Genomic DNA, 26,248 nt, shown 5'->3' on the forward strand with positions numbered 1-26,248 from the left:
GAGCACTTGCCTTGCAAGCAAGGGGTCAGGAGTTCGACTCTCCTCATCTCCACCATTTAAGAGCATATTACTTAAATCTTTGATTTATCTAGTAGACTCTTAGATTGCACTTTAAGCTTATTTTTATACAAGCCTTGTGCATTAGCACCTTAAGCAACAGAATAAACTGAACGAATGTGAAGTTTGTTTGTTGGCGACGTGCGTTAGCACTTTAAGCAACGGGATTTATCCGTTGGCGCTGTGCGTTAGCACTTTGAAAACTGCATATATATTTAGTGATATGACATCTAATTTGTAATATATAAAGCTGATAACTTTTTAAAATTATCAAGTTGATAGACTTTAATCTATCAAACCTTTTTAACTGGTCAAGTTATTAAGGGTGCAGGGCGGATGCCTTGGCACTAGGAGCCGATGAAGGACGTGATAAGCTGCGATAAGCTTCGGGGAGTTGCACGTAAACTTTGATCCGAAGATTTCCGAATGAGGAAACTCACTTAGAGTAATGTCTAAGTATCATTAAGTGAATACATAGCTTAATGAGGGGAACTCAGGGAACTGAAACATCTAAGTACCTGAAGGAAGAGAAAGAAATTCGATTCCGTAAGTAGCGGCGAGCGAACGCGGAATAGCCCAAACCAATAAAGTTTTCTTTATTGGGGTTGCGGACATATCATAACGAAGAGGTATCGTAATTGAAGAGGTTTGGAAAGACCCACCACAGAAGGTAATAGTCCTGTATGTTAAACGAGAAGACTTTAGATATGATCCAGAGTACCACGGGACACGTGAAACCCTGTGGGAAGCAGGAGGGACCACCCTCCAAGGCTAAATACTACCTAGTGACCGATAGCGTATAGTACCGTGAGGGAAAGGTGAAAAGAACCCCGGGAGGGGAGTGAAATAGAACCTGAAACCCTGCACTTACAAGCTGTGGAAGCACATTTCTTGTGTGACCGCGTACTTTTTGTAGAACGGGCCAACGAGTTACGTTAAGTAGCAAGGTTAAGCACTTAAGGTGTGGAGCCGTAGCGAAAGCGAGTTTTAACTGAGCGTTCAGTTACTTGACGTAGACCCGAAACCGGGCGACCTACCCATGAGCAGGATGAAGCGAAAGTAAAATTTCGTGGAGGTCCGAACCCACGAGCGTTGAAAAGCTCGGGGATGACTTGTGGGTAGCGGTGAAATTCCAATCGAGCCCGGAGATAGCTGGTTCTCCCCGAAATAGCTTTAGGGCTAGCCTCAAGGTGAGAGATACGGAGGTAGAGCACTGAATGTCCTAGGGGGTATTGCACCTACCGAAGACTATCAAACTCCGAATGCCGTCATCTTATACTTGGGAGTCAGACTGTGGGTGATAAGATTCATAGTCGAAAGGGCAACAGCCCAGATCGTCAGCTAAGGTCCCTAAATGTAAGTTAAGTGGTAAAGGATGTGGGATTGCACAGACAACCAGGATGTTGGCTTAGAAGCAGCCACTCATTCAAAGAGTGCGTAATAGCTCACTGGTCGAGTGATCCTGCGCCGAAGATTTCCGGGGCTAAAACTTACTACCGAAGCTACGGCATCATTATGATGGGTAGGGGAGCTTCCCATACGGGTTGAAGCATGACCGTAAGGACATGTGGACAGTATGGGAGTGAGAATGTTGGCATGAGTAGCGAGATGTGGGTGAGAATCCCACAGGCCGTAAACCCAAGGTTTCCAGGGGAAGGTTCGTCCGCCCTGGGTTAGTCGGGACCTAAGCTGAGGCCGAAAGGCGTAGGTGATGGACAACAGGTTGATATTCCTGTACTACCGATAACCGTTTGAGAGATGGGATGACACAGTAGGATAAGCTAAGCACACTGTTGGTTATGTGTGCCCAAGCATTGAGGCAGTCAGAGTAGGTAAATCCGCTTTGATAATGCTGGGATGTGATGGGGAGCGAAATTTAGTAGCGAAGTAGCTGATTTCACACTGTCAAGAAAAGTCTCTATCGAGGTTAAAGGTACCCGTACCGCAAACCGACACAGGTGGGTGAGGAGAGTATCCTAAGGCCCGCGAGAGAACTGTTGTTAAGGAACTCGGCAAAATGACCCCGTAACTTAGGGATAAGGGGTGCCACCATCCGGTGGCCGCAGAGAATAGGCCCAAGCGACTGTTTACCAAAAACATAGGTTTCTGCTAAGTCGCAAGACGATGTATAGGAGCTGACGCCTGCCCGGTGCTGGAAGGTTAAGGGGATCTGTTAGAGCAATCGAAGCAGTGAACTTAAGCCCCAGTAAACGGCGGCCGTAACTATAACGGTCCTAAGGTAGCGAAATTCCTTGTCGGGTAAGTTCCGACCCGCACGAAAGGCGTAACGATTTGGGCACTGTCTCAACAACAGACTCGGTGAAATTGTAATTCCGGTGAAGATGCCGGATACCTGCGACAGGACGGAAAGACCCCATGGAGCTTTACTGTAGCTTGACATTGGGTCTTGGTACTACATGTACAGGATAGGTGGGAGGCTTTGAAACCAGGACGCCAGTTTTGGCGGAGCCATCCTTGGGATACCACCCTTGTAGTACTGGGACTCTAACCATAGGCCATGAATCTGGTCTTGGGACACTGTCAGGTGGGCAGTTTGACTGGGGCGGTCGCCTCCCAAAAGGTAACGGAGGCGCTCAAAGGTTCTCTCAGTACGGTCGGAAATCGTACGTAGAGTGTAAAGGCAAAAGAGAGCTTGATTGCAAGACATACAGGTCGAGCAAGGATGAAAATCGGACTTAGTGATCCGGTGGTTCTGCGTGGAAGGGCCATCGCTCAACGGATAAAAGCTACCCTGGGGATAACAGGCTTATCTCCCCCAAGAGTCCACATCGACGGGGAGGTTTGGCACCTCGATGTCGGCTCATCACATCCTGGGGCTGTAGTAGGTCCCAAGGGTTGGGCTGTTCGCCCATTAAAGTGGTACGCGAGCTGGGTTCAGAACGTCGTGAGACAGTTCGGTCCCTATCCGTCGCAGGCGTAGGAAATTTGAGAAGACCTGTCCTTAGTACGAGAGGACCGGGATGGACGTACCTCTGGTGTACCAGTTGTTCTGCCAAGGGCATGGCTGGGTAGCTATGTACGGAATGGATAAGCGCTGAAAGCATCTAAGCGCGAAGCCAACTTCAAGATAAGATTTCCCACCGCAAGGGTAAGACCCCAGAAAGACTATCTGGTTGATAGGTCGAAGGTGTAAGTGCAGCAATGTATTTAGCTTATCGATACTAATAGGTCGAGGACTTGACCAAATTATTTGATGTTCATTCAGTAAAATATATGTGTAGTTTTTAGAGTGCTAACTCTAAAGAAACTAGTATTACTAGATTCTAATAACTTAATAGATATATTAAGCATAGAGATTATGTGGTTACAATAGCAGAGAGGATACACCTGTTCCCATTCCGAACACAGAAGTTAAGCTCTCTAGCGCTGATGGTACTTGGTGGGAAACTGCCTGGGAGAGTAGGACGTAGCCACGTAATCTTTTTATTATGATAAATTAAATTAGCACATTAATTCAACATTTTATTTGATTTAATGTTTTAATTGAAAAATAAAGGGGGGTGTCTCAAAATGAACTTTTTAGTTTATGAGGCACTCTTCTTTGTGTGAAATCAAATATATTTTTATCATTTCAACAATGAAAAAGAGGCTTATCTCTCTTTTGAGACAGCCTCTTTCATTTTTTTATCTAATATTTTAGTTAAGTTATTAAATAAATTTTATATACTTATTTGGTATGTTAACTATCATTTAATACAATTATATCTAGGAATTATTTAATTTAAATTGTTATTATGCCATTATTTTATATACAAACTCTTTTAATTTATCTAATCCAGATAAGAAAGTATTTTCACTGCAAGCATAAGATATACGAATATATTTATCCATGCCAAATGCTATTCCAGGAACAACTGCAACGTTATATTCTTCTAGAAATTGATTACAAAATTCTATAGAAAAGCTATCCTTATACTCAAATCTCTCAGATACTTTAGAAAGGTCTATAAATGCATAAAATGCGCCATTTGGATTTACATATCCTACATTTTCGATAGAGTCTAATTTTGATGTAATTAAGTCTCTTCTAGATTTATATGTCTTAACCATATTATCTATATCAGTTGAGCAATCTTTTAAGGCTCCATATGCTATGTATTGTGCTGTTAAACTTGGATGAGATATAAGATGTCCCTGTATAGAGCTCATTGCTTTAGCAATCGTTTTATTAGATGCTGTATATCCTAGTCTTAATCCAGTCATTGCAGCAGATTTAGAAAAACCATTTACAGTTATTGTTATATCTTTGGCTTCCTCACTTAATGATGCAATTGATGTAAATTCTCCGTTATAGCATATTTTTTCATATATTTCATCAGCTAAAATATATATTTTATTTTGTATACATACATCTACTATTTCTATTAACTCATCTCTTGTATAAACACTACCAGTAGGATTTGAAGGATTATTTATTACAAGAATTTTTGTTTTATTTGTTATAGATTTTTCAAGCTCATCTTTTGTTAACTTGAATTCATTTTCTTTTTTAGTATCAATGAAAACTGGAACAGCATTAACCAATTTAACCATTTCAGGATAACTAACCCAATAAGGTTTTGGCAATAATACTTCATCTCCTTCATCTGTTAAAGCTAGTAAAGTATTTGTTATAGAGTTTTTTGCTCCACTTGATATGACTATTTCATCTATTGAATATTTACAGTTATTTTCATTAATAAGTTTTTTACAAATTTCCTCTCTAAGTATTTTTAATCCTGGAACTAAATCATATTTAGTACAATCTTTATTTAAAGAATCAATACCATAAGTTTTTGCATTATTAGGTACGTTGAAATCAGGTTCTCCTATACTAAGATTTATTACTTTAATTCCGTTATTTTCCATTTCTTTAACTTTTGAACTAATACCTATTGTGTAGGATGGAGTTATAAAGTTTAGTCTTTTTGATAACATAAAATGCCTCCTTTTAAATTATTATTTATATTATACGACAATTTTAAAGAATTTACATAAGGAAATTTGTAGATATATACATTAATGTATATGAAATTATACGTTTTTTGCCTAAAATTAGTGTAAAAAAAAGAGAAAAAAGTTTTGACTCTCAGAGTTGTTAGAAACGCTACTGTTCAAAATATCTAGATAGTATTTGCAATGACTTGCGTAAGTTTGACTATTATGTACAAATTTGGTAATCTTAATATAGAAATTATTAAGATAATCCCTTTAACTTAGTTGAAGGGGATTTTTTTAGACTTAATATACTACATATAGTGGTATGTAGATTAATAAAATACAATATATAGTAATAGGAGGTTTTTTTAATTGGTTGAATTCGTAAAAAAAAGAGATGGAAGAGTAATCCCATTTAATGAAGATAGAATAACAAGAGCTATATTTTTAGCAGCGACAAATGTTGCAGAAAGGGAAGGAATAGTACCCGATTATAAATTATCTGAGCAATTAACTCAGGAAGTAATAAGATTTTTAAATCATAAATATTCAGAAACAGTTCCAAGTGTTGAAGATATTCAAGATTCAGTAGTTAAGATTCTTATAGAAACTGGTCATGCAAAAACTAGCGAAGAATACATAATATATAGGACTGAAAGAAGTAGAATAAGAAATTCAAAAACAAGATTGATGAAGGCAATAGAGGAGATTACTTTTGAGGATGCAGAAGATGCTGACATAAAAAGAGAAAATGCAAACATTAATGGTAATACAGCTATGGGAACTATGCTACAATATGGAAGCACTGTATCTAAAGAATTTTGTAAGACTCATATATTAAAGCCAGAACATTCTTTTGCCCATGAGAATGGAGATATACACATACATGATATGGACTTTTTAAATATGGGTACATTAACTTGTTGCCAGATAGATGTTAAAAAACTATTTAATGGTGGATTTTCAACAGGACATGGATTTTTAAGAGAACCACAAGATATAATAAGTTATGGAGCATTAGCTGCAATCGCTATACAAAGTAATCAAAATGATCAACATGGAGGTCAAAGTATACCATTTTTCGATTATGGATTGGCTGAAGGTGTATATAAGACCTTTAAGAAATTTTACATAGGAAACTTAGCTAAAGCATTAAAGTTATTTAAAGGAATTGAAAATAATGATGCAATAAAGGACATAGTATATAATACAGAGAAAGAAACAAATCAAAAGGTTGGCCTTAAGAGAGAAGAACTATATCTAAATTTAGAAAAAGAGAAATTAGTAGAAACTTTTGATATTGATGAAGAACTTGTAAATAACATGCAGAATTTTGCATTTGAAGAATCATATAGAGAAACTGATAAAAAAACATACCAATCTATGGAAGCATTTATACATAATTTAAATACAATGCATTCTAGAGCAGGTGCACAAGTACCATTTTCAAGTGTGAACTTTGGAACAGATATTTCTGAAGAAGGAAGAATGGTAACTAAGAATCTTCTATTATCTCAAGAAAGAGGACTAGGTAATGGAGAAACACCAATTTTTCCAATTTTAATATTTAAGGTTAAAGAAGGAGTAAATTTAAATCCTGAAGACCCTAACTATGATTTATTTAAATTATCATGCAGAGTATCAGCTAAAAGACTATTTCCTAATTTTAGTTTCTTAGATGCGCCTTTTAATGCTAAATATTACAGAAAAGGTGAACCAGATACAGAGGCTACATATATGGGTTGTAGAACAAGAGTACTTAGTAATGTATGTGGTTCAGAAACAGTTAGTGGTAGAGGAAATATATCTTTTACTACAGTTAATTTACCTAGACTGGGTATAAAACATGGTATTGTAAATGGTGAAAAAGCTAATTTAGACAGCTTTTTTGAAGAATTAGATGAGAAGATAGACTTAATTATAGAACAATTATTAGAGCGTCTTGAGGTTCAAGGAAATAAAAAAATGAAGAATTTCCCATTCTTGATGGGGCAAGGAGTATGGAAAGGCTCTGATGACTTAGGACCAGAAGATACATTAAAAGAAGTAATAAAACAAGGAACATTGACAATTGGATTTATAGGTTTAGCAGAGTGTCTTATTGCTCTTATAGGTAAACATCATGGAGAAAGTAAAGAAGCTCAAGAATTAGGATTAAAAATAGTGTCACATATGAGAGCTAGAATGGATGAAGCGACAAATAAATACAAATTAAATTTCTCTTTAATGGGTACACCAGCAGAAGGTCTTTCAGGTAGATTTACTAAAATAGATAAAAAAGTATATGGAGAAATTAAAGGTATAACAGACAAAGAATATTACACTAACTCATTCCATGTACCAGTTTATTATAATATAAGTGCATATGAGAAAATCGAGATAGAAGCTCCATATCATGAACTGACTAATGCAGGTCATATAACATATGTGGAATTAGATGGAGATCCATCAGATAATCTAGAAGCTTTTGAGACAGTTATAAAAGCCATGAAAGACTTAGGCATAGGATATGGAAGCATAAATCATCCTGTAGATAGAGATCCAATATGTGGTTTTTCAGGTGTAATAGCAAGTAACATATGTCCTGTATGTGGAAGAAATGAAGATGAAAGTGATATCAAATTTGAAAGAATAAGAAGAATAACAGGATATTTAGTTGGCACAGTTGACAGATTTAATAATGCAAAAAAAGCTGAAGTAAGAGATAGGGTAAAGCATAGATAGTTTTATTTGGAGGAATAGTTATGAAAATAAGAATGTCATCTACTATAAGCCATGACAGTATAGTTGATGGACCAGGATTAAGGATGGTAATATGGACTCAAGGATGTATTCATAATTGTAAAGAATGCCATAATCCTCAGACACACGATTTATGTGGGGGATTTTATATGGATACAGAAGAAATTATAAATAAGATAAAATCATTAAAGTTACAAAAGGGTATTACATTATCAGGGGGAGAACCATTTTTACAACCAGAACCATTAGAAGAAATTGCAAAAGAAGCTAAAAGAAACGGATTGGATGTATGGTCATATACTGGATTTACATTTGAGCAGTTATTAGATAAGAAAAATAGTAGATATTTTAAAAATTTAAATTTACTAAAACAAATCGATATTTTAGTAGATGGAAAATTTATAGCTGAGAAAAAAGATATAAGTTTAAAGTTTAGAGGTTCATCAAATCAAAGAATAATTGATGTACAAAAAAGTTTGAAATATAAAAAAGTATTTTTAGTTGAACAATACATGAAAGATGATTTATCTATAGCAGAATAAAATATAAATAGATGGGAGTAAATATATTAATATATTTACTCCCATCTATCTTTATGTAATGTCTTAAATTTGTATTATATTAAGATATAATGCTTAAATAAAAATACTCATTGTGTTATTCTAATTTAACTATTTTATAAGTTAGATTAGTTTAATGTATAGTTTCTAAAAATATATAAGATATGAAGTAATGGATTCTTTGCTAAGAAACTAGAATATTCAATTGGGATTTAAAGGTATTTAATTACTATAGTAGAAATATTTAAATAAATGATTAAATGTTGATAAGTATCTTAAAAAGTTATTTACCTAGTATTATTAATATTAGTATTAAGTATCTTAAAAAATAGAAAAGGTTTAAAATAGGTATTTTAACTGAATTTCTTGGCTTGTATTTAGCTTAGAAATAAATTTTATAATATAAATCAGTCGAATGAATAAGGCTAATTACATATAAAGTATGTATTTGTATAAAAAATATTAAATTTTGTAATTTGTGGATAAATATGTTTATAATGTGGATAATATTTAATGTAATAAGTTAAAACAATATGAATCAGTTGTTTATAATGTGGATAATATAACCATATATAGATAAATAAGATATTTGAAAATAAAAAATGTAAAAAAAGTTATTGACTCTAAAAGGAAAAGTTGGTATAGTAATACTTGTCCTCAAGAAAAGGGCAAACAGATAAGGCATAAAGAACTTTGAAAATTAAACAGTAGGTTAATTTATAAACAAGAAACAAACCATAAAGCCAGATATTTTGATAACAATAGTATCTGAGCCTGATAAACTTTTATTTGAGAGTTTGATCCTGGCTCAGGATGAACGCTGGCGGCGTGCCTAACACATGCAAGTTGAGCGATTTACTTCGGTAAAGAGCGGCGGACGGGTGAGTAACGCGTGGGTAACCTACCCTGTACACACGGATAACATACCGAAAGGTATGCTAATACGGGATAATATATTTGGGAGGCATCTCTTGAATATCAAAGGTGAGCCAGTACAGGATGGACCCGCGTCTGATTAGCTAGTTGGTAAGGTAACGGCTTACCAAGGCGACGATCAGTAGCCGACCTGAGAGGGTGATCGGCCACATTGGAACTGAGACACGGTCCAAACTCCTACGGGAGGCAGCAGTGGGGAATATTGCACAATGGGCGAAAGCCTGATGCAGCAACGCCGCGTGAGTGATGAAGGCCTTCGGGTCGTAAAACTCTGTCCTCAAGGAAGATAATGACGGTACTTGAGGAGGAAGCCCCGGCTAACTACGTGCCAGCAGCCGCGGTAATACGTAGGGGGCTAGCGTTATCCGGATTTACTGGGCGTAAAGGGTGCGTAGGCGGTCTTTCAAGTCAGGAGTGAAAGGCTACGGCTCAACCGTAGTAAGCTCTTGAAACTGGGAGACTTGAGTGCAGGAGAGGAGAGTGGAATTCCTAGTGTAGCGGTGAAATGCGTAGATATTAGGAGGAACACCAGTTGCGAAGGCGGCTCTCTGGACTGTAACTGACGCTGAGGCACGAAAGCGTGGGGAGCAAACAGGATTAGATACCCTGGTAGTCCACGCTGTAAACGATGAGTACTAGGTGTCGGGGGTTACCCCCCTCGGTGCCGCAGCTAACGCATTAAGTACTCCGCCTGGGAAGTACGCTCGCAAGAGTGAAACTCAAAGGAATTGACGGGGACCCGCACAAGTAGCGGAGCATGTGGTTTAATTCGAAGCAACGCGAAGAACCTTACCTAAGCTTGACATCCCAATGACATCTCCTTAATCGGAGAGTTCCCTTCGGGGACATTGGTGACAGGTGGTGCATGGTTGTCGTCAGCTCGTGTCGTGAGATGTTGGGTTAAGTCCCGCAACGAGCGCAACCCTTGTCTTTAGTTGCCATCATTAAGTTGGGCACTCTAGAGAGACTGCCAGGGATAACCTGGAGGAAGGTGGGGATGACGTCAAATCATCATGCCCCTTATGCTTAGGGCTACACACGTGCTACAATGGGTAGTACAGAGGGTTGCCAAGCCGTAAGGTGGAGCTAATCCCTTAAAGCTACTCTCAGTTCGGATTGTAGGCTGAAACTCGCCTACATGAAGCTGGAGTTACTAGTAATCGCAGATCAGAATGCTGCGGTGAATGCGTTCCCGGGTCTTGTACACACCGCCCGTCACACCACGGGAGTTGGAGACGCCCGAAGCCGATTATCTAACCTTTTGGAAGAAGTCGTCGAAGGTGGAATCAATAACTGGGGTGAAGTCGTAACAAGGTAGCCGTATCGGAAGGTGCGGCTGGATCACCTCCTTTCTAAGGAGAATTGCCTACTGTTTAATTTTGAAAGTTCTTTATGAACTTCATATTTGGGGGTGTAGCTCAGTTGGGAGAGCACTTGCCTTGCAAGCAAGGGGTCAGGAGTTCGACTCTCCTCATCTCCACCATTTAAGAGCATATTACTTAAATCTTTGATTTATTTAGTAGACTCTTACATGCACTTTAAGCTTATTTTTATACAAGCCTTGTGCGTTAGCACTTTAAGCAACAGAATAAACTGAACGAATGTGAAGTTTGTTTGTTGGCGACGTGCGTTAGCACTTTAAGCAACGGGATTTATCCGTTGGCGCTGTGCGCTAGCACTTTGAAAACTGCATATATATTTAGTGATATGACATCTAATTTGTAATATATAAAGCTGATAACTTTTTAAAATTATCAAGTTGATAGACTTTAATCTATCAAACCTTTTTAACTGGTCAAGTTATTAAGGGTGCAGGGTGGATGCCTTGGCACTAGGAGCCGATGAAGGACGTGATAAGCTGCGATAAGCTTCGGGGAGTTGCACGTAAACTTTGATCCGAAGATTTCCGAATGAGGAAACTCACTTAGAGTAATGTCTAAGTATCATTAAGTGAATACATAGCTTAATGAGGGGAACTCAGGGAACTGAAACATCTAAGTACCTGAAGGAAGAGAAAGAAATTCGATTCCGTAAGTAGCGGCGAGCGAACGCGGAATAGCCCAAACCAATAAAGTTTTCTTTATTGGGGTTGCGGACATATCATAACGAAGAGGTATCGTAATTGAAGAGGTTTGGAAAGACCCACCACAGAAGGTAATAGTCCTGTATGTTAAACGAGAAGACTTTAGATATGATCCAGAGTACCACGGGACACGTGAAACCCTGTGGGAAGCAGGAGGGACCACCCTCCAAGGCTAAATACTACCTAGTGACCGATAGCGTATAGTACCGTGAGGGAAAGGTGAAAAGAACCCCGGGAGGGGAGTGAAATAGAACCTGAAACCCTGCACTTACAAGCTGTGGAAGCACATTTCTTGTGTGACCGCGTACTTTTTGTAGAACGGGCCAACGAGTTACGTTAAGTAGCAAGGTTAAGCACTTAAGGTGTGGAGCCGTAGCGAAAGCGAGTTTTAACTGAGCGTTCAGTTACTTGACGTAGACCCGAAACCGGGCGACCTACCCATGAGCAGGATGAAGCGAAAGTAAAATTTCGTGGAGGTCCGAACCCACGAGCGTTGAAAAGCTCGGGGATGACTTGTGGGTAGCGGTGAAATTCCAATCGAGCCCGGAGATAGCTGGTTCTCCCCGAAATAGCTTTAGGGCTAGCCTCAAGGTGAGAGATACGGAGGTAGAGCACTGAATGTCCTAGGGGGTATTGCACCTACCGAAGACTATCAAACTCCGAATGCCGTCATCTTATACTTGGGAGTCAGACTGTGGGTGATAAGATTCATAGTCGAAAGGGCAACAGCCCAGATCGTCAGCTAAGGTCCCTAAATGTAAGTTAAGTGGTAAAGGATGTGGGATTGCACAGACAACCAGGATGTTGGCTTAGAAGCAGCCACTCATTCAAAGAGTGCGTAATAGCTCACTGGTCGAGTGATCCTGCGCCGAAGATTTCCGGGGCTAAAACTTACTACCGAAGCTACGGCATCATTATGATGGGTAGGGGAGCTTCCCATACGGGTTGAAGCATGACCGTAAGGACATGTGGACAGTATGGGAGTGAGAATGTTGGCATGAGTAGCGAGATGTGGGTGAGAATCCCACAGGCCGTAAACCCAAGGTTTCCAGGGGAAGGTTCGTCCGCCCTGGGTTAGTCGGGACCTAAGCTGAGGCCGAAAGGCGTAGGTGATGGACAACAGGTTGATATTCCTGTACTACCGATAACCGTTTGAGAGATGGGATGACACAGTAGGATAAGCTAAGCACACTGTTGGTTATGTGTGCCCAAGCATTGAGGCAGTCAGAGTAGGTAAATCCGCTTTGATAATGCTGGGATGTGATGGGGAGCGAAATTTAGTAGCGAAGTAGCTGATTTCACACTGTCAAGAAAAGTCTCTATCGAGGTTAAAGGTACCCGTACCGCAAACCGACACAGGTGGGTGAGGAGAGTATCCTAAGGCCCGCGAGAGAACTGTTGTTAAGGAACTCGGCAAAATGACCCCGTAACTTAGGGATAAGGGGTGCCACCATCCGGTGGCCGCAGAGAATAGGCCCAAGCGACTGTTTACCAAAAACATAGGTTTCTGCTAAGTCGCAAGACGATGTATAGGAGCTGACGCCTGCCCGGTGCTGGAAGGTTAAGGGGATCTGTTAGAGTAATCGAAGCAGTGAACTTAAGCCCCAGTAAACGGCGGCCGTAACTATAACGGTCCTAAGGTAGCGAAATTCCTTGTCGGGTAAGTTCCGACCCGCACGAAAGGCGTAACGATTTGGGCACTGTCTCAACAACAGACTCGGTGAAATTGTAATTCCGGTGAAGATGCCGGATACCTGCGACAGGACGGAAAGACCCCATGGAGCTTTACTGTAGCTTGACATTGGGTCTTGGTACTACATGTACAGGATAGGTGGGAGGCTTTGAAACCAGGACGCCAGTTTTGGCGGAGCCATCCTTGGGATACCACCCTTGTAGTACTGGGACTCTAACCATAGGCCATGAATCTGGTCTTGGGACACTGTCAGGTGGGCAGTTTGACTGGGGCGGTCGCCTCCCAAAAGGTAACGGAGGCGCTCAAAGGTTCTCTCAGTACGGTCGGAAATCGTACGTAGAGTGTAAAGGCAAAAGAGAGCTTGATTGCAAGACATACAGGTCGAGCAAGGATGAAAATCGGACTTAGTGATCCGGTGGTTCTGCGTGGAAGGGCCATCGCTCAACGGATAAAAGCTACCCTGGGGATAACAGGCTTATCTCCCCCAAGAGTCCACATCGACGGGGAGGTTTGGCACCTCGATGTCGGCTCATCACATCCTGGGGCTGTAGTAGGTCCCAAGGGTTGGGCTGTTCGCCCATTAAAGTGGTACGCGAGCTGGGTTCAGAACGTCGTGAGACAGTTCGGTCCCTATCCGTCGCAGGCGTAGGAAATTTGAGAAGACCTGTCCTTAGTACGAGAGGACCGGGATGGACGTACCTCTGGTGTACCAGTTGTTCTGCCAAGGGCATGGCTGGGTAGCTATGTACGGAATGGATAAGCGCTGAAAGCATCTAAGCGCGAAGCCAACTTCAAGATAAGATTTCCCACCGCAAGGGTAAGACCCCAGAAAGACTATCTGGTTGATAGGTCGAAGGTGTAAGTGCAGCAATGTATTTAGCTTATCGATACTAATAGGTCGAGGACTTGACCAAATTATTTGATGTTCATTCAGTAAAATATATGTGTAGTTTTTAGAGTGCTAACTCTATATGTTTAAACTTGTCAAAAATTATAGATTTTTAGTAGTTTTATAAACTAAAAAATCGAATAAAAAAAGTATTGACATAATAAGACAAAGATGTTATTATAATACTTGTCTTAGAAAAAAGTTAAATGAAAATTTAGACAATAATCTGGTTATAATAGCAGAGAGGATACACCTGTTCCCATTCCGAACACAGAAGTTAAGCTCTCTAGCGCTGATGGTACTTGGTGGGAAACTGCCTGGGAGAGTAGGACATAGCCAGGTGATGTGCCGAAGTGGCGGAACTGGCAGACGCACAGGACTTAAAATCCTGCGGGACTTACCTCTCGTACCGGTTCGATTCCGGTCTTCGGCACCACAAATTATTGTGGGCCATTAGCTCAGTTGGTTAGAGCGCCCGGCTCATAACCGGTAGGTCTGGGGTTCGAGTCCCTGATGGCCCACCACAATAATTTAAAGAACTTTGAAAATTAAACAGTAGGTTAATTTATAAAACAAGAAACAAACCATAAAGCCAGATATTTTGATAACAATAGTATCTGAGCCTGATAAACTTTTATTTGAGAGTTTGATCCTGGCTCAGGATGAACGCTGGCGGCGTGCCTAACACATGCAAGTTGAGCGATTTACTTCGGTAAAGAGCGGCGGACGGGTGAGTAACGCGTGGGTAACCTACCCTGTACACACGGATAACATACCGAAAGGTATGCTAATACGGGATAACATATTTGAGAGGCATCTCTTAAATATCAAAGGTGAGCCAGTACAGGATGGACCCGCGTCTGATTAGCTAGTTGGTAAGGTAACGGCTTACCAAGGCGACGATCAGTAGCCGACCTGAGAGGGTGATCGGCCACATTGGAACTGAGACACGGTCCAAACTCCTACGGGAGGCAGCAGTGGGGAATATTGCACAATGGGCGAAAGCCTGATGCAGCAACGCCGCGTGAGTGATGAAGGCCTTCGGGTCGTAAAACTCTGTCCTCAAGGAAGATAATGACGGTACTTGAGGAGGAAGCCCCGGCTAACTACGTGCCAGCAGCCGCGGTAATACGTAGGGGGCTAGCGTTATCCGGATTTACTGGGCGTAAAGGGTGCGTAGGCGGTCTTTCAAGTCAGGAGTGAAAGGCTACGGCTCAACCGTAGTAAGCTCTTGAAACTGGGAGACTTGAGTGCAGGAGAGGAGAGTGGAATTCCTAGTGTAGCGGTGAAATGCGTAGATATTAGGAGGAACACCAGTTGCGAAGGCGGCTCTCTGGACTGTAACTGACGCTGAGGCACGAAAGCGTGGGGAGCAAACAGGATTAGATACCCTGGTAGTCCACGCTGTAAACGATGAGTACTAGGTGTCGGGGGTTACCCCCCTCGGTGCCGCAGCTAACGCATTAAGTACTCCGCCTGGGAAGTACGCTCGCAAGAGTGAAACTCAAAGGAATTGACGGGGACCCGCACAAGTAGCGGAGCATGTGGTTTAATTCGAAGCAACGCGAAGAACCTTACCTAAGCTTGACATCCCAATGACATCTCCTTAATCGGAGACTTCCCTTCGGGGACATTGGTGACAGGTGGTGCATGGTTGTCGTCAGCTCGTGTCGTGAGATGTTGGGTTAAGTCCCGCAACGAGCGCAACCCTTGTCTTTAGTTGCCATCATTAAGTTGGGCACTCTAGAGAGACTGCCAGGGATAACCTGGAGGAAGGTGGGGATGACGTCAAATCATCATGCCCCTTATGCTTAGGGCTACACACGTGCTACAATGGGTAGTACAGAGGGTTGCCAAGCCGTAAGGTGGAGCTAATCCCTTAAAGCTACTCTCAGTTCGGATTGTAGGCTGAAACTCGCCTACATGAAGCTGGAGTTACTAGTAATCGCAGATCAGAATGCTGCGGTGAATGCGTTCCCGGGTCTTGTACACACCGCCCGTCACACCACGGGAGTTGGAGACGCCCGAAGCCGATTATCTAACCTTTTGGAAGAAGTCGTCGAAGGTGGAATCAATAACTGGGGTGAAGTCGTAACAAGGTAGCCGTATCGGAAGGTGCGGCTGGATCACCTCCTTTCTAAGGAGAATTGCCTACTGTTTAATTTTGAAAGTTCTTTATGAACTTCATATTTGGGGGTGTAGCTCAGTTGGGAGAGCACTTGCCTTGCAAGCAAGGGGTCAGGAGTTCGACTCTCCTCATCTCCACCATTTAAGAGCATATTACTTAAATCTTTGATTTATCTAGTAGACTCTTACATGCACTTTAAGCTTATTTTTATACAAGCCTTGTGCGTTAGCACTTTAAGCAACAGAATAAACTGAACGAATGTGAAGTTTGTTTGTTGGCGCTGTGCGCTAGCACTTTGAAAACTGCATATATATTTAGTGATATGACATCTAATTTGTAATATATAAAGCTGATAACTTTTTAAAATTATCAAGTTGATAGACTTTAATCTATCAAACCTTTTTAACTGGTCAAGTTATTAAGGGTGCAGGGCGGATGCCTTGGCACTAGGAGCCGATGAAGGACGTGATAAGCTGCGATAAGCTTCGGGGAGTTGCACGTAAACTTTGATCCGAAGATTTCCGAATGAGGAAACTCACTTAGAGTAATGTCTAAGTATCATTAAGTGAATACATAGCTTAATGAGGGGAACTCAGGGAACTGAAACATCTAAGTACCTGAAGGAAGAGAAAGAAATTCGATTCCGTAAGTAGCGGCGAGCGAACGCGGAATAGCCCAAACCAATAAAGTTTTCTTTATTGGGGTTGCGGACATATCATAACGAAGAGGTATCGTAATTGAAGAGGTTTGGAAAGACCCACCACAGAAGGTAATAGTCCTGTATGTTAAACGAGAAGACTTTAGATATGATCCAGAGTACCACGGGACACGTGAAACCCTGTGGGAAGCAGGAGGGACCACCCTCCAAGGCTAAATACTACCTAGTGACCGATAGCGTATAGTACCGTGAGGGAAAGGTGAAAAGAACCCCGGGAGGGGAGTGAAATAGAACCTGAAACCCTGCACTTACAAGCTGTGGAAGCACATTTCTTGTGTGACCGCGTACTTTTTGTAGAACGGGCCAACGAGTTACGTTAAGTAGCAAGGTTAAGCACTTAAGGTGTGGAGCCGTAGCGAAAGCGAGTTTTAACTGAGCGTTCAGTTACTTGACGTAGACCCGAAACCGGGCGACCTACCCATGAGCAGGATGAAGCGAAAGTAAAATTTCGTGGAGGTCCGAACCCACGAGCGTTGAAAAGCTCGGGGATGACTTGTGGGTAGCGGTGAAATTCCAATCGAGCCCGGAGATAGCTGGTTCTCCCCGAAATAGCTTTAGGGCTAGCCTCAAGGTGAGAGATACGGAGGTAGAGCACTGAATGTCCTAGGGGGTATTGCACCTACCGAAGACTATCAAACTCCGAATGCCGTCATCTTATACTTGGGAGTCAGACTGTGGGTGATAAGATTCATAGTCGAAAGGGCAACAGCCCAGATCGTCAGCTAAGGTCCCTAAATGTAAGTTAAGTGGTAAAGGATGTGGGATTGCACAGACAACCAGGATGTTGGCTTAGAAGCAGCCACTCATTCAAAGAGTGCGTAATAGCTCACTGGTCGAGTGATCCTGCGCCGAAGATTTCCGGGGCTAAAACTTACTACCGAAGCTACGGCATCAGTAATGATGGGTAGGGGAGCTTCCCATACGGGTTGAAGCATGACCGTAAGGACATGTGGACAGTATGGGAGTGAGAATGTTGGCATGAGTAGCGAGATGTGGGTGAGAATCCCACAGGCCGTAAACCCAAGGTTTCCAGGGGAAGGTTCGTCCGCCCTGGGTTAGTCGGGACCTAAGCTGAGGCCGAAAGGCGTAGGTGATGGACAACAGGTTGATATTCCTGTACTACCGATAACCGTTTGAGAGATGGGATGACACAGTAGGATAAGCTAAGCACACTGTTGGTTATGTGTGCCCAAGCATTGAGGCAGTCAGAGTAGGTAAATCCGCTTTGATAATGCTGGGATGTGATGGGGAGCGAAATTTAGTAGCGAAGTAGCTGATTTCACACTGTCAAGAAAAGTCTCTATCGAGGTTAAAGGTACCCGTACCGCAAACCGACACAGGTGGGTGAGGAGAGTATCCTAAGGCCCGCGAGAGAACTGTTGTTAAGGAACTCGGCAAAATGACCCCGTAACTTAGGGATAAGGGGTGCCACCATCCGGTGGCCGCAGAGAATAGGCCCAAGCGACTGTTTACCAAAAACATAGGTTTCTGCTAAGTCGCAAGACGATGTATAGGAGCTGACGCCTGCCCGGTGCTGGAAGGTTAAGGGGATCTGTTAGAGCAATCGAAGCAGTGAACTTAAGCCCCAGTAAACGGCGGCCGTAACTATAACGGTCCTAAGGTAGCGAAATTCCTTGTCGGGTAAGTTCCGACCCGCACGAAAGGCGTAACGATTTGGGCACTGTCTCAACAACAGACTCGGTGAAATTGTAATTCCGGTGAAGATGCCGGATACCTGCGACAGGACGGAAAGACCCCATGGAGCTTTACTGTAGCTTGACATTGGGTCTTGGTACTACATGTACAGGATAGGTGGGAGGCTTTGAAACCAGGACGCCAGTTTTGGCGGAGCCATCCTTGGGATACCACCCTTGTAGTACTGGGACTCTAACCATAGGCCATGAATCTGGTCTTGGGACACTGTCAGGTGGGCAGTTTGACTGGGGCGGTCGCCTCCCAAAAGGTAACGGAGGCGCTCAAAGGTTCTCTCAGTACGGTCGGAAATCGTACGTAGAGTGTAAAGGCAAAAGAGAGCTTGATTGCAAGACATACAGGTCGAGCAAGGATGAAAATCGGACTTAGTGATCCGGTGGTTCTGCGTGGAAGGGCCATCGCTCAACGGATAAAAGCTACCCTGGGGATAACAGGCTTATCTCCCCCAAGAGTCCACATCGACGGGGAGGTTTGGCACCTCGATGTCGGCTCATCACATCCTGGGGCTGTAGTAGGTCCCAAGGGTTGGGCTGTTCGCCCATTAAAGTGGTACGCGAGCTGGGTTCAGAACGTCGTGAGACAGTTCGGTCCCTATCCGTCGCAGGCGTAGGAAATTTGAGAAGACCTGTCCTTAGTACGAGAGGACCGGGATGGACGTACCTCTGGTGTACCAGTTGTTCTGCCAAGGGCATGGCTGGGTAGCTATGTACGGAATGGATAAGCGCTGAAAGCATCTAAGCGCGAAGCCAACTTCAAGATAAGATTTCCCACCGCAAGGGTAAGACCCCAGAAAGACTATCTGGTTGATAGGTCGAAGGTGTAAGTGCAGCAATGTATTTAGCTTATCGATACTAATAGGTCGAGGACTTGACCAAATTATTTGATGTCCATTCAGTAAAATATATGTGTAGTTTTTAGAGTACTAACTCTAAGGAAACTAGTATTTACTAGATTCTAAAGTTTAATAGTTATATTAAACATAAAATATATTAAGTATAAAGATTATGTGGTTACAATAGCAGAGAGGATACACCTGTTCCCATTCCGAACACAGAAGTTAAGCTCTCTAGCGCTGATGGTACTTGGTGGGAAACTGCCTGGGAGAGTAGGACGTAGCCACGTTAATGTTCCAAGGTAGCTCAACGGTGGAGCAACCGGCTGTTAACCGGTAGGCTGTGGGTTCGAGCCCCACCCTTGGAGCCAAAAAAGCCGAAGTGGCGGAACTGGCAGACGCACAGGACTTAAAATCCTGCGGGACTTACCTCTCGTACCGGTTCGATTCCGGTCTTCGGCACTTATAAAACAATATCGCGGAGTGGAGCAGTTGGCAGCTCGTCGGGCTCATAACCCGAAGGTCGTAGGTTCAAGTCCTGCCTCCGCAACCATTAAAATATTAAAATGGCTCGTTGGTCAAGAGGTTAAGACACCGCCCTTTCACGGCGGTAACAGGGGTTCAATTCCCCTACGAGTCACCAATTAAATATGCGGGTGTAGCTCAATGGTAGAGTTCTGGCCTTCCAAGCCAGCTGTGAGGGTTCGATCCCCTTCACCCGCTCCAAAAATGGGACCATAGCTCAGCTGGGAGAGCACCTGCCTTACAAGCAGGGGGTCACAGGTTCGAGCCCTGTTGGTCCCACCATTTGCGGCCTGGTAGTTCAGTTGGTTAGAATGCCAGCCTGTCACGCTGGAGGTCGAGGGTTCGAACCCCTTCCAGGTCGCCAAACTAAATAAGCGGGAATAGTTCAGTGGTAGAGCGCAACCTTGCCAAGGTTGAAGTCGCGAGTTCGAATCTCGTTTCCCGCTCCATAATAACTTGGGTGCATAGCTCAGCTGGATAGAGCAACGCCCTTCTAAGGCGTGTGTCCGGGGTTCGAATCCCTGTGCGCTCATTAAGAAAAGTTTACTATATTTTATAGTAAACTTTTATATTGTTTAAAAAGACACAGGATACATGTACATTACCTGTGTCTTTTTCTTTATAAACTTTAAAATATGTAAGAGTTACAGTATATTCATTAATATTGTAAACATATGAATGGTAATGTATAATAGTCTACAAGAAGTTTATGAAACGTATAGTTAGAAGGAGTTATTAACTAGTAGGTAAAGAATATATACATTATATTGTATACTTTAGAATATTAATACATTAGATTACCTTATGAACTTATAGAGTAATTAATTGTACCTATATAATAGATTATAAAAAGTTAAGTATTATAAAGAATTGACAATGTAATGTAACATTTATAGATTATACTAAATAGATTATAATAGTATGAGTGATGAATGTATAAATTTGAGAATGTGTGTTATTTTAGTTATGGAAAATAACTTTTAATAGTAATTTATAGTAACATATTAAAATAAATTTATCTAAACTAGGTATAAAGCAAGTTATTACTTTAAGATAAAAATTACATTAATAAGATAATATTAATGATAGATAATCTTTTAATTTTACAATTGATGAGTAGATTATCAAATTTATTGTAGTAAATATATATTAGTTAATGATATATTAAATAGGTTTTATAGCATAAAACTGCGTTAAGGCGCGAGTACTATTTTGTATTCGCGCCTTGATGGTTTGATTTAATTGACTTGAAACTAATTTTAATAAAAATATGTATTTATTGATTGATATTTTTGATGTGTTTAGAGATTATTTAACAATCTCGAAGCATAAAATTAGAATTATTTACACAAAAGTTAAATAGTTTGTATAGAGTTAGATTTATATAGTATAATACATAGTGTAAATAATTAAGAAGTTATCAAACAGGAGGATAAAACTGTGTTAGATATAAATTCTTTTTTAAATGGATTTTTTAATATAATATTAAGAATGAGTATATATGATTTAATTGACATATCTATAGTAGCGTATATTTTTTACAAAATATTTATGTTTATAAAAGATACAAGGGCAGAACAAGTATTTAAAGGAATAATATTTCTTTTATTAGCAACTCAACTTAGTAACACTTTTAAATTGCATACCGTTTATTGGATATCTCTTAAAGCTTTAGATTATGGAGTTATAGCTGCTCTTATAATTTTTCAACCAGAATTTAGAGCAGGACTTGAGCATATAGGAAGAGCAAAGTTTAATTTATTTGGAAAGAATGTAAATACTTCAGAAGAAACTCTTAATAGAAATATAGAGGAAATTGTAGAAGCTTTGTATTCACTTTCTAGACAAAAAATAGGTGCTCTTATCATAATGGAAAGAGAAACTAGAATAAGTGATATAATAAATACAGGAACTATTATTGATGCTGAAATTTCTAGACAGCTATTAATAAATATATTTATACCCAATACCCCATTACACGATGGAGCTGTTGTAATTAGAGATTCTAAGGTAAAGGCAGCTGCATGTTTCTTACCATTGACAGAAAGTAAGGACTTAAGCAAAGACTTAGGTACTAGACATAGAGCGGGAATAGGTGTAAGTGAAGTATCTGACTGTATTACACTGATTGTGTCGGAAGAAACTGGAGGAGTTTCAATTGCTAAGTCAGGTAAATTGTATAGAGATATTTCTAGAGAAAGAATGATGAATATATTACGTAGTAATTTAAAAACAAATACAGAAACAAGAAGTTTTTTCAAAGGTGGTATATTTAAATGATAAACAGACTGAAAAATAATACCAAAATAAAAATAATATCATTTTTAAGTGCAATTGCATTATGGATGTATGTTATGGCTGTGGTTGACCCTGAAGAAACTAAAGGGTTTGAAGATATACCTGTATCTATAAGTAATATGAGTGATTTAAAAGATAAAAATCTTGTTATATATCCAGACGAAAAATTAACAGCAGATGTATATATAAAAGGCAGTTTATCAAAGGTACAAGGTGTTAAAAAAGAAGATATACATGTATATGGAACTATTGAAGACCCAATACAAGGACAGAAAGAAGTGTATTTAAAAGCAAATATTCCTCAAGGTGTCACTATAGAATTTAAGCATGATGTTTTAGTAGTGAATCTTGAAAAAAATATAAAAGAAAAAAGAGATATAAAGGTAGAAGTAAGTGGAAATTCAAAAGGAAATATAAATAAAATTGAACTTAGTAAAGATTTTGTCGATGTGTCGGGTCCAAGGAGTCTAGTTAATGAAGTCAAAAGTGTAAGAGCTAATTTAGATGTTGGAAATAAAACAGAAGATTTTTCTAAAAAATTGGAATTAATCCCATTAAATAGTAAGGGAACTAAGGTTGAAGGTGTAACATTAAGTTCATCTTTTGTAACGGCACAAATAGAACTATTAAAAGAAAAAACTGTACCAATAAGAGTAAATCTAAAAGATAGTAAAGATAATGATGCATTGAAAAACTATAAATTAAGTGCAGAACAAGTTACAATAAAAGGAAAGAAAGAAAATATAGACAAAATAAATTATATTAAGACAAAACCTGTTGATTTAGCTGGTTTGGCTAATGGAGAAGAAAAAGAAGTGAGTTTAGAAGTTCCAGAAGGTATAACTCTTGAGGAGAGTTCTATAACAATAAAATTAAATGAAACAAAACAGTTAAGTGCAGAGTTTCTATATAGTGTAGGGGATATTGAATTAAGAAATATTCCAACAAATATGGATAATCCAAGTATAATTTCTGATGTAGATATAAAAGTTGTTGTAGAATCAACAGAAGATTTAAGTAAGCTAAATAAAAAAGATATTTCGTTGTTTATTGATTTATCAGAAGGGCCTGTAGAAGATAGTAAATATAAAATAAAATATGAAACAACATCTCAATTTAAAAAAATAAATATAGAACCTAATATTGTTGAAGTGGAATGAACAAATATTTCGAATATTTAGTTGTTACAAGATGCGACAAAAAAACCTATAAAATTAAGTTTGTTAATTTTATGTTTTTGTTGCATCTTGTTTATTTTAGTTATATTATAAAATAAGGACAATGAGATATTTGTTAAATCTAAAAAGTACTAGATATATGAAAAAAGACTGATAAATAGATTTAAATAAATATTTTTGAATTAAATATTTCAATTATCCCTAGGAAAACGTTGCTGAACGAGTTATAATTTAATTGAGATATAAAAAGTTCTATTTCAAAAAATTCAAGATGAGGTGGAAATGCATGAAAAGCTTTGAAGAAGTAATTAAGTTTGCAAAAGAAAGAGGACCTAAAACTATATCAGTAGCATGTTGTCAAGATAAAGAAGTTTTAATGGCAGTTGAGATGGCTAGAAAAGAAAAAATAGCAGATGCTATTTTAGTAGGTGATATAGAAAAGACTAAAGAAATTGCAAAAAGCATAGACATGGATATCGAAAATTATGAACTGATAGATATAAAAGATTTAGCAGAAGCATCTCTGAAATCTGTTGAATTAGTTTCACAAGGAAAAGCCGACATGGTAATGAAAGGCTTAGTAGACACATCAATAATACTAAAAGCAGTTTTAAACAAAGAAGTAGGTCTTAGAACTGGAAATGTATTGAGTCACGTAGCAGTATTTGATGTAGAGGGATATGACAGATTATTTTTCATAACTGACGCAGCTATGAATTTAGCTCCTGATACAAATACTAAAAAGCAAATCATAGAAAATGCTTGTACAGTAGCACATTCACTAGATATAAACGAACCAAAAGTTGCTGCAATATGCGCAAAAGAAAAAGTAAATCCAAAAATGAAAGATACAGTTGAAGCTAAAGAACTAGAAGAAATGTATGAAAGAGGAGAAATCAAAGGTTGTATGGTTGGTGGACCTTTTGCAATTGATAACGCAGTCTCTTTAGAAGCAGCTAAACATAAAGGTATAAATCATCCTGTAGCAGGAAGAGCTGATATACTATTAGCTCCAGATATCGAAGGTGGTAACATATTATATAAAGCTTTGGTATTCTTCTCAAAATCAAAAAATGCAGGAGTTATAGTTGGAGCTAAAGCACCAATAATACTAACTTCTAGAGCAGACAGCGAAGAAACTAAACTTAACTCAATAGCTTTAGGTGTTTTAATGGCAGCAAAGGCTTAAATTTAAGGGGGAAATAGGCAAATGAGCAAAATATTTAAAATCTTAACAATAAATCCTGGATCGACATCAACTAAAATAGCTGTATTTGATAATGAGGATTTAGTATTTGAAAAAACTTTAAGACATTCCTCAGAAGAAATAGGAAAATATGAGAAAGTGTCAGATCAATTTGAATTCCGTAAACAAGTAATAGAAGAAGCTCTAAAAGAAGGTGGAGTAAAAACATCTGAATTAGATGCTGTAGTAGGTAGAGGAGGACTTCTTAAACCTATAAAAGGTGGTACTTATTCAGTAAGTGCTGGGATGATTGAAGATTTAAAAGTAGGAGTTTTAGGAGAACATGCTTCAAACTTAGGTGGAATAATAGCAAAACAAATAGGTGATGAAGCAAATGTTCCTTCATACATAGTAGACCCTGTTGTTGTGGATGAATTAGAAGATATAGCTAGAATTTCTGGTATGCCTGAAATAAGCAGAGCAAGTGTAGTACATGCTTTAAATCAAAAGGCAATAGCAAGAAGATATGCTAGAGAAATAGGAAAGAAATATGAAGATATAAATCTTATAGTTGCTCACATGGGTGGAGGAGTTTCTGTTGGAGCTCATAAAAATGGTAAGATAGTAGATGTTGCAAACGCATTAGATGGAGAAGGACCTTTCTCTCCAGAAAGAAGTGGTGGATTACCAGTAGGGGCATTAGTAAAAATGTGCTTTAGTGGAAAATATACTCAAGATGAAATTAAAAAGAAAATAAAAGGTAATGGTGGATTAGTTGCATACTTAAATACTAATGATGCTAGAGAAGTTGAAGAAAGAATTGAAGCTGGTGATGAAAAAGCTAAATTATTATATGAAGCTATGGCATATCAAATCTCTAAAGAAATAGGAGCTAGTGCAGCCGTTCTTAAGGGAGATGTAAAAGCAATACTATTAACTGGTGGAATCGCATATTCAAAAATGTTTACAGAAATGATTGCAGATAGAGTTAAATTTATAGCAGATGTAAAAGTTTATCCAGGAGAAGATGAAATGATTGCATTAGCTCAAGGTGGACTTAGAGTTTTAACTGGTGAAGAAGAGGCCCAAGTTTATGATAACTAATGATAAAAGAATAAGAATCATAACTGGTCACTATGGAAGTGGTAAAAGTGAATTTGCGATGAACTATGTTGTTAAATTAAGAGATATGGTTTCTGGCAAAGTTGCTATAGCCGATTTAGATGTGGTAAATGTATACTTTAGAACTAGAGAAAAGAAAGAGCTAATGAAATCTTTAGGTATACAACCAATAGATAGCTCAATCAATGCTCCAACATTAGATTTACCAGCAGTATCAGCAGAAGTAATGTCTCCTATGGTGGACCATTCATACAATTCTGTTATAGATTTAGGTGGAGATAATGTAGGTGCTAGAGTTATAGGAAGATTTAGTCATTTGTTAAAAGAAGGCGACTATGATATGCTTTTTGTAATAAATGCAAATAGGGAGAAAACTCAAACTTCTGAAGAAGTTATCCAATATATAAAGGAAATAGAAAAATCTTCTAAGTTAAAGGTAACAGGTCTGATTAATAATACTCATCTCATTAGATTTACTACTATTGATGATGTTTTAAGAGGACAGAAAGTTGCAAAAGAAGTTTCTGAGAAATGTAATATACCTATAAGATATGTTGCGTGTTTAGAAAATCTTGTTGAACAGTTACCAAAAGACATAGAAGGAGAAATTTTTCCTATAAAATTATATATGAGAGAAGATTGGATGTAGT

At 39.4% G+C, this 26,248-nt stretch carries 8 protein-coding genes, 14 tRNA genes and 8 rRNA genes (1 of these 30 only partly in view); 29 read left to right on the forward strand and 1 reads right to left on the reverse strand.

Translation table 11 applies throughout. From position 1 onward, the window contains the following. The 3 genes from ACTG44_RS00980 to rrf (ACTG44_RS00990) all read left to right on the forward strand — a co-directional run. A tRNA-Ala gene (locus ACTG44_RS00980) sits at window positions 1-55 on the forward strand; it begins 21 nt to the left of the window's first position. Between the two features lie 311 nt (window positions 56-366). Then, window positions 367-3,263, forward strand: a 23S ribosomal RNA gene (locus ACTG44_RS00985). Window positions 3,264-3,377: 114 nt separating this feature from the next. Continuing rightward, window positions 3,378-3,494 (forward strand): 5S ribosomal RNA (rrf, locus tag ACTG44_RS00990). A 316-nt stretch (window positions 3,495-3,810) separates the two neighbouring features. On the opposite strand, the gene ACTG44_RS00995 is transcribed toward rrf (ACTG44_RS00990), so the two are convergent. Continuing rightward, entirely contained in the window at window positions 3,811-4,995 is a 1,185-nt protein-coding gene (locus ACTG44_RS00995; protein WP_021382527.1) for a pyridoxal phosphate-dependent aminotransferase, read from the reverse strand. A gap of 372 nt (window positions 4,996-5,367) precedes the next feature. Here ACTG44_RS00995 and ACTG44_RS01000 point away from each other — a divergent pair, with 372 nt between their 5' ends. From ACTG44_RS01000 to ACTG44_RS01125, 26 genes are all read left to right on the forward strand, one after another. Continuing rightward, window positions 5,368-7,719 carry an anaerobic ribonucleoside triphosphate reductase gene (locus tag ACTG44_RS01000; RefSeq protein ID WP_479921117.1) on the forward strand — a complete coding sequence of 784 codons (2,352 nt, stop codon included), beginning with the start codon at window positions 5,368-5,370 and terminating at the stop codon, window positions 7,717-7,719. Window positions 7,720-7,739: 20 nt separating this feature from the next. Beyond that, window positions 7,740-8,279: an anaerobic ribonucleoside-triphosphate reductase activating protein gene (gene nrdG, locus ACTG44_RS01005; protein WP_021382529.1), complete on the forward strand. Its 540-nt coding sequence runs from the start codon at window positions 7,740-7,742 to the stop codon at window positions 8,277-8,279. An 803-nt stretch (window positions 8,280-9,082) separates the two neighbouring features. Next, a 16S ribosomal RNA gene (locus tag ACTG44_RS01010) occupies window positions 9,083-10,585 on the forward strand. A gap of 55 nt (window positions 10,586-10,640) precedes the next feature. Beyond that, window positions 10,641-10,716 (forward strand) — tRNA-Ala (locus ACTG44_RS01015). Window positions 10,717-11,026: 310 nt separating this feature from the next. Beyond that, a 23S ribosomal RNA gene (locus tag ACTG44_RS01020) occupies window positions 11,027-13,923 on the forward strand. A gap of 200 nt (window positions 13,924-14,123) precedes the next feature. Then, window positions 14,124-14,240, forward strand: a 5S ribosomal RNA gene (rrf, locus tag ACTG44_RS01025). Window positions 14,241-14,245: 5 nt separating this feature from the next. Next, a tRNA-Leu gene (locus tag ACTG44_RS01030) sits at window positions 14,246-14,334 on the forward strand. Between the two features lie 11 nt (window positions 14,335-14,345). Beyond that, a tRNA-Ile gene (locus ACTG44_RS01035) sits at window positions 14,346-14,422 on the forward strand. Between the two features lie 110 nt (window positions 14,423-14,532). Continuing rightward, window positions 14,533-16,035 (forward strand): 16S ribosomal RNA (locus ACTG44_RS01040). Between the two features lie 55 nt (window positions 16,036-16,090). Beyond that, window positions 16,091-16,166, forward strand: a tRNA-Ala gene (locus tag ACTG44_RS01045). A 268-nt stretch (window positions 16,167-16,434) separates the two neighbouring features. Continuing rightward, window positions 16,435-19,332: ribosomal RNA gene (locus ACTG44_RS01050) — 23S ribosomal RNA — on the forward strand. Between the two features lie 130 nt (window positions 19,333-19,462). Continuing rightward, window positions 19,463-19,579, forward strand: a 5S ribosomal RNA gene (rrf, locus tag ACTG44_RS01055). Together the 16S, 23S and 5S rRNA genes with 13 tRNA genes alongside form the textbook arrangement of a ribosomal RNA operon. A gap of 6 nt (window positions 19,580-19,585) precedes the next feature. After that, a tRNA-Asn gene (locus ACTG44_RS01060) sits at window positions 19,586-19,660 on the forward strand. Window positions 19,661-19,665: 5 nt separating this feature from the next. Further along, window positions 19,666-19,751 (forward strand) — tRNA-Leu (locus tag ACTG44_RS01065). 15 nt (window positions 19,752-19,766) lie between these two features. Further along, window positions 19,767-19,842: transfer RNA gene (locus ACTG44_RS01070), tRNA-Met, on the forward strand. 15 nt (window positions 19,843-19,857) lie between these two features. Further along, a tRNA-Glu gene (locus ACTG44_RS01075) sits at window positions 19,858-19,932 on the forward strand. A gap of 9 nt (window positions 19,933-19,941) precedes the next feature. After that, window positions 19,942-20,015 (forward strand) — tRNA-Gly (locus ACTG44_RS01080). A 5-nt stretch (window positions 20,016-20,020) separates the two neighbouring features. Beyond that, a tRNA-Val gene (locus tag ACTG44_RS01085) sits at window positions 20,021-20,096 on the forward strand. A gap of 5 nt (window positions 20,097-20,101) precedes the next feature. Further along, window positions 20,102-20,178 (forward strand) — tRNA-Asp (locus tag ACTG44_RS01090). Between the two features lie 10 nt (window positions 20,179-20,188). After that, a tRNA-Gly gene (locus ACTG44_RS01095) sits at window positions 20,189-20,263 on the forward strand. 9 nt (window positions 20,264-20,272) lie between these two features. After that, a tRNA-Arg gene (locus tag ACTG44_RS01100) sits at window positions 20,273-20,346 on the forward strand. A 908-nt stretch (window positions 20,347-21,254) separates the two neighbouring features. Beyond that, on the forward strand, window positions 21,255-22,094 hold the full coding sequence (gene cdaA, locus ACTG44_RS01105) for a diadenylate cyclase CdaA (protein ID WP_021382536.1): 840 nt from the start codon (window positions 21,255-21,257) through the stop codon (window positions 22,092-22,094). Then, complete coding sequence (locus ACTG44_RS01110; RefSeq protein ID WP_479917878.1) at window positions 22,091-23,272, forward strand: CdaR family protein; 1,182 nt, start codon at window positions 22,091-22,093, stop codon at window positions 23,270-23,272. The genes cdaA and ACTG44_RS01110 overlap by 4 nt, the downstream gene beginning before the upstream one ends. A 304-nt stretch (window positions 23,273-23,576) precedes the next feature. After that, window positions 23,577-24,479, forward strand: a complete 903-nt coding sequence (gene ptb, locus ACTG44_RS01115) for a phosphate butyryltransferase (RefSeq protein WP_021382540.1) — start codon at window positions 23,577-23,579, stop codon at window positions 24,477-24,479. A gap of 21 nt (window positions 24,480-24,500) precedes the next feature. Then, window positions 24,501-25,580 (forward strand): butyrate kinase, encoded by a 1,080-nt coding sequence (buk, locus tag ACTG44_RS01120; protein WP_021382557.1) that lies wholly within the window; start codon window positions 24,501-24,503, stop codon window positions 25,578-25,580. Beyond that, the gene (locus tag ACTG44_RS01125; protein ID WP_021382542.1) at window positions 25,570-26,247 is read left to right on the forward strand and encodes a hypothetical protein; all 678 of its coding nucleotides are present in this window, start codon (window positions 25,570-25,572) and stop codon (window positions 26,245-26,247) included. The genes buk and ACTG44_RS01125 overlap by 11 nt, the downstream gene beginning before the upstream one ends. Window position 26,248: the final 1 nt, after the last annotated feature.

This window comes from Clostridioides sp. LIBA-2809 (genome assembly GCF_056688965.1).

Bases quoted from the DNA above. Each gene is read 5' to 3' on its own strand.
- ACTG44_RS01110 (WP_479917878.1), top strand. From the start codon at position 22,091: ATGATAAACAGACTGAAAAATAATACCAAAATAAAAATAATATCATTT.
- nrdG (WP_021382529.1), top strand. From the start codon at position 7,740: ATGAAAATAAGAATGTCATCTACTATAAGCCATGACAGTATAGTTGAT.
- ptb (WP_021382540.1), top strand. From the start codon at position 23,577: ATGAAAAGCTTTGAAGAAGTAATTAAGTTTGCAAAAGAAAGAGGACCT.
- ACTG44_RS01125 (WP_021382542.1), top strand. From the start codon at position 25,570: ATGATAACTAATGATAAAAGAATAAGAATCATAACTGGTCACTATGGA.
- buk (WP_021382557.1), top strand. From the start codon at position 24,501: ATGAGCAAAATATTTAAAATCTTAACAATAAATCCTGGATCGACATCA.
- ACTG44_RS00995 (WP_021382527.1), bottom strand. From the start codon at position 4,995: ATGTTATCAAAAAGACTAAACTTTATAACTCCATCCTACACAATAGGT.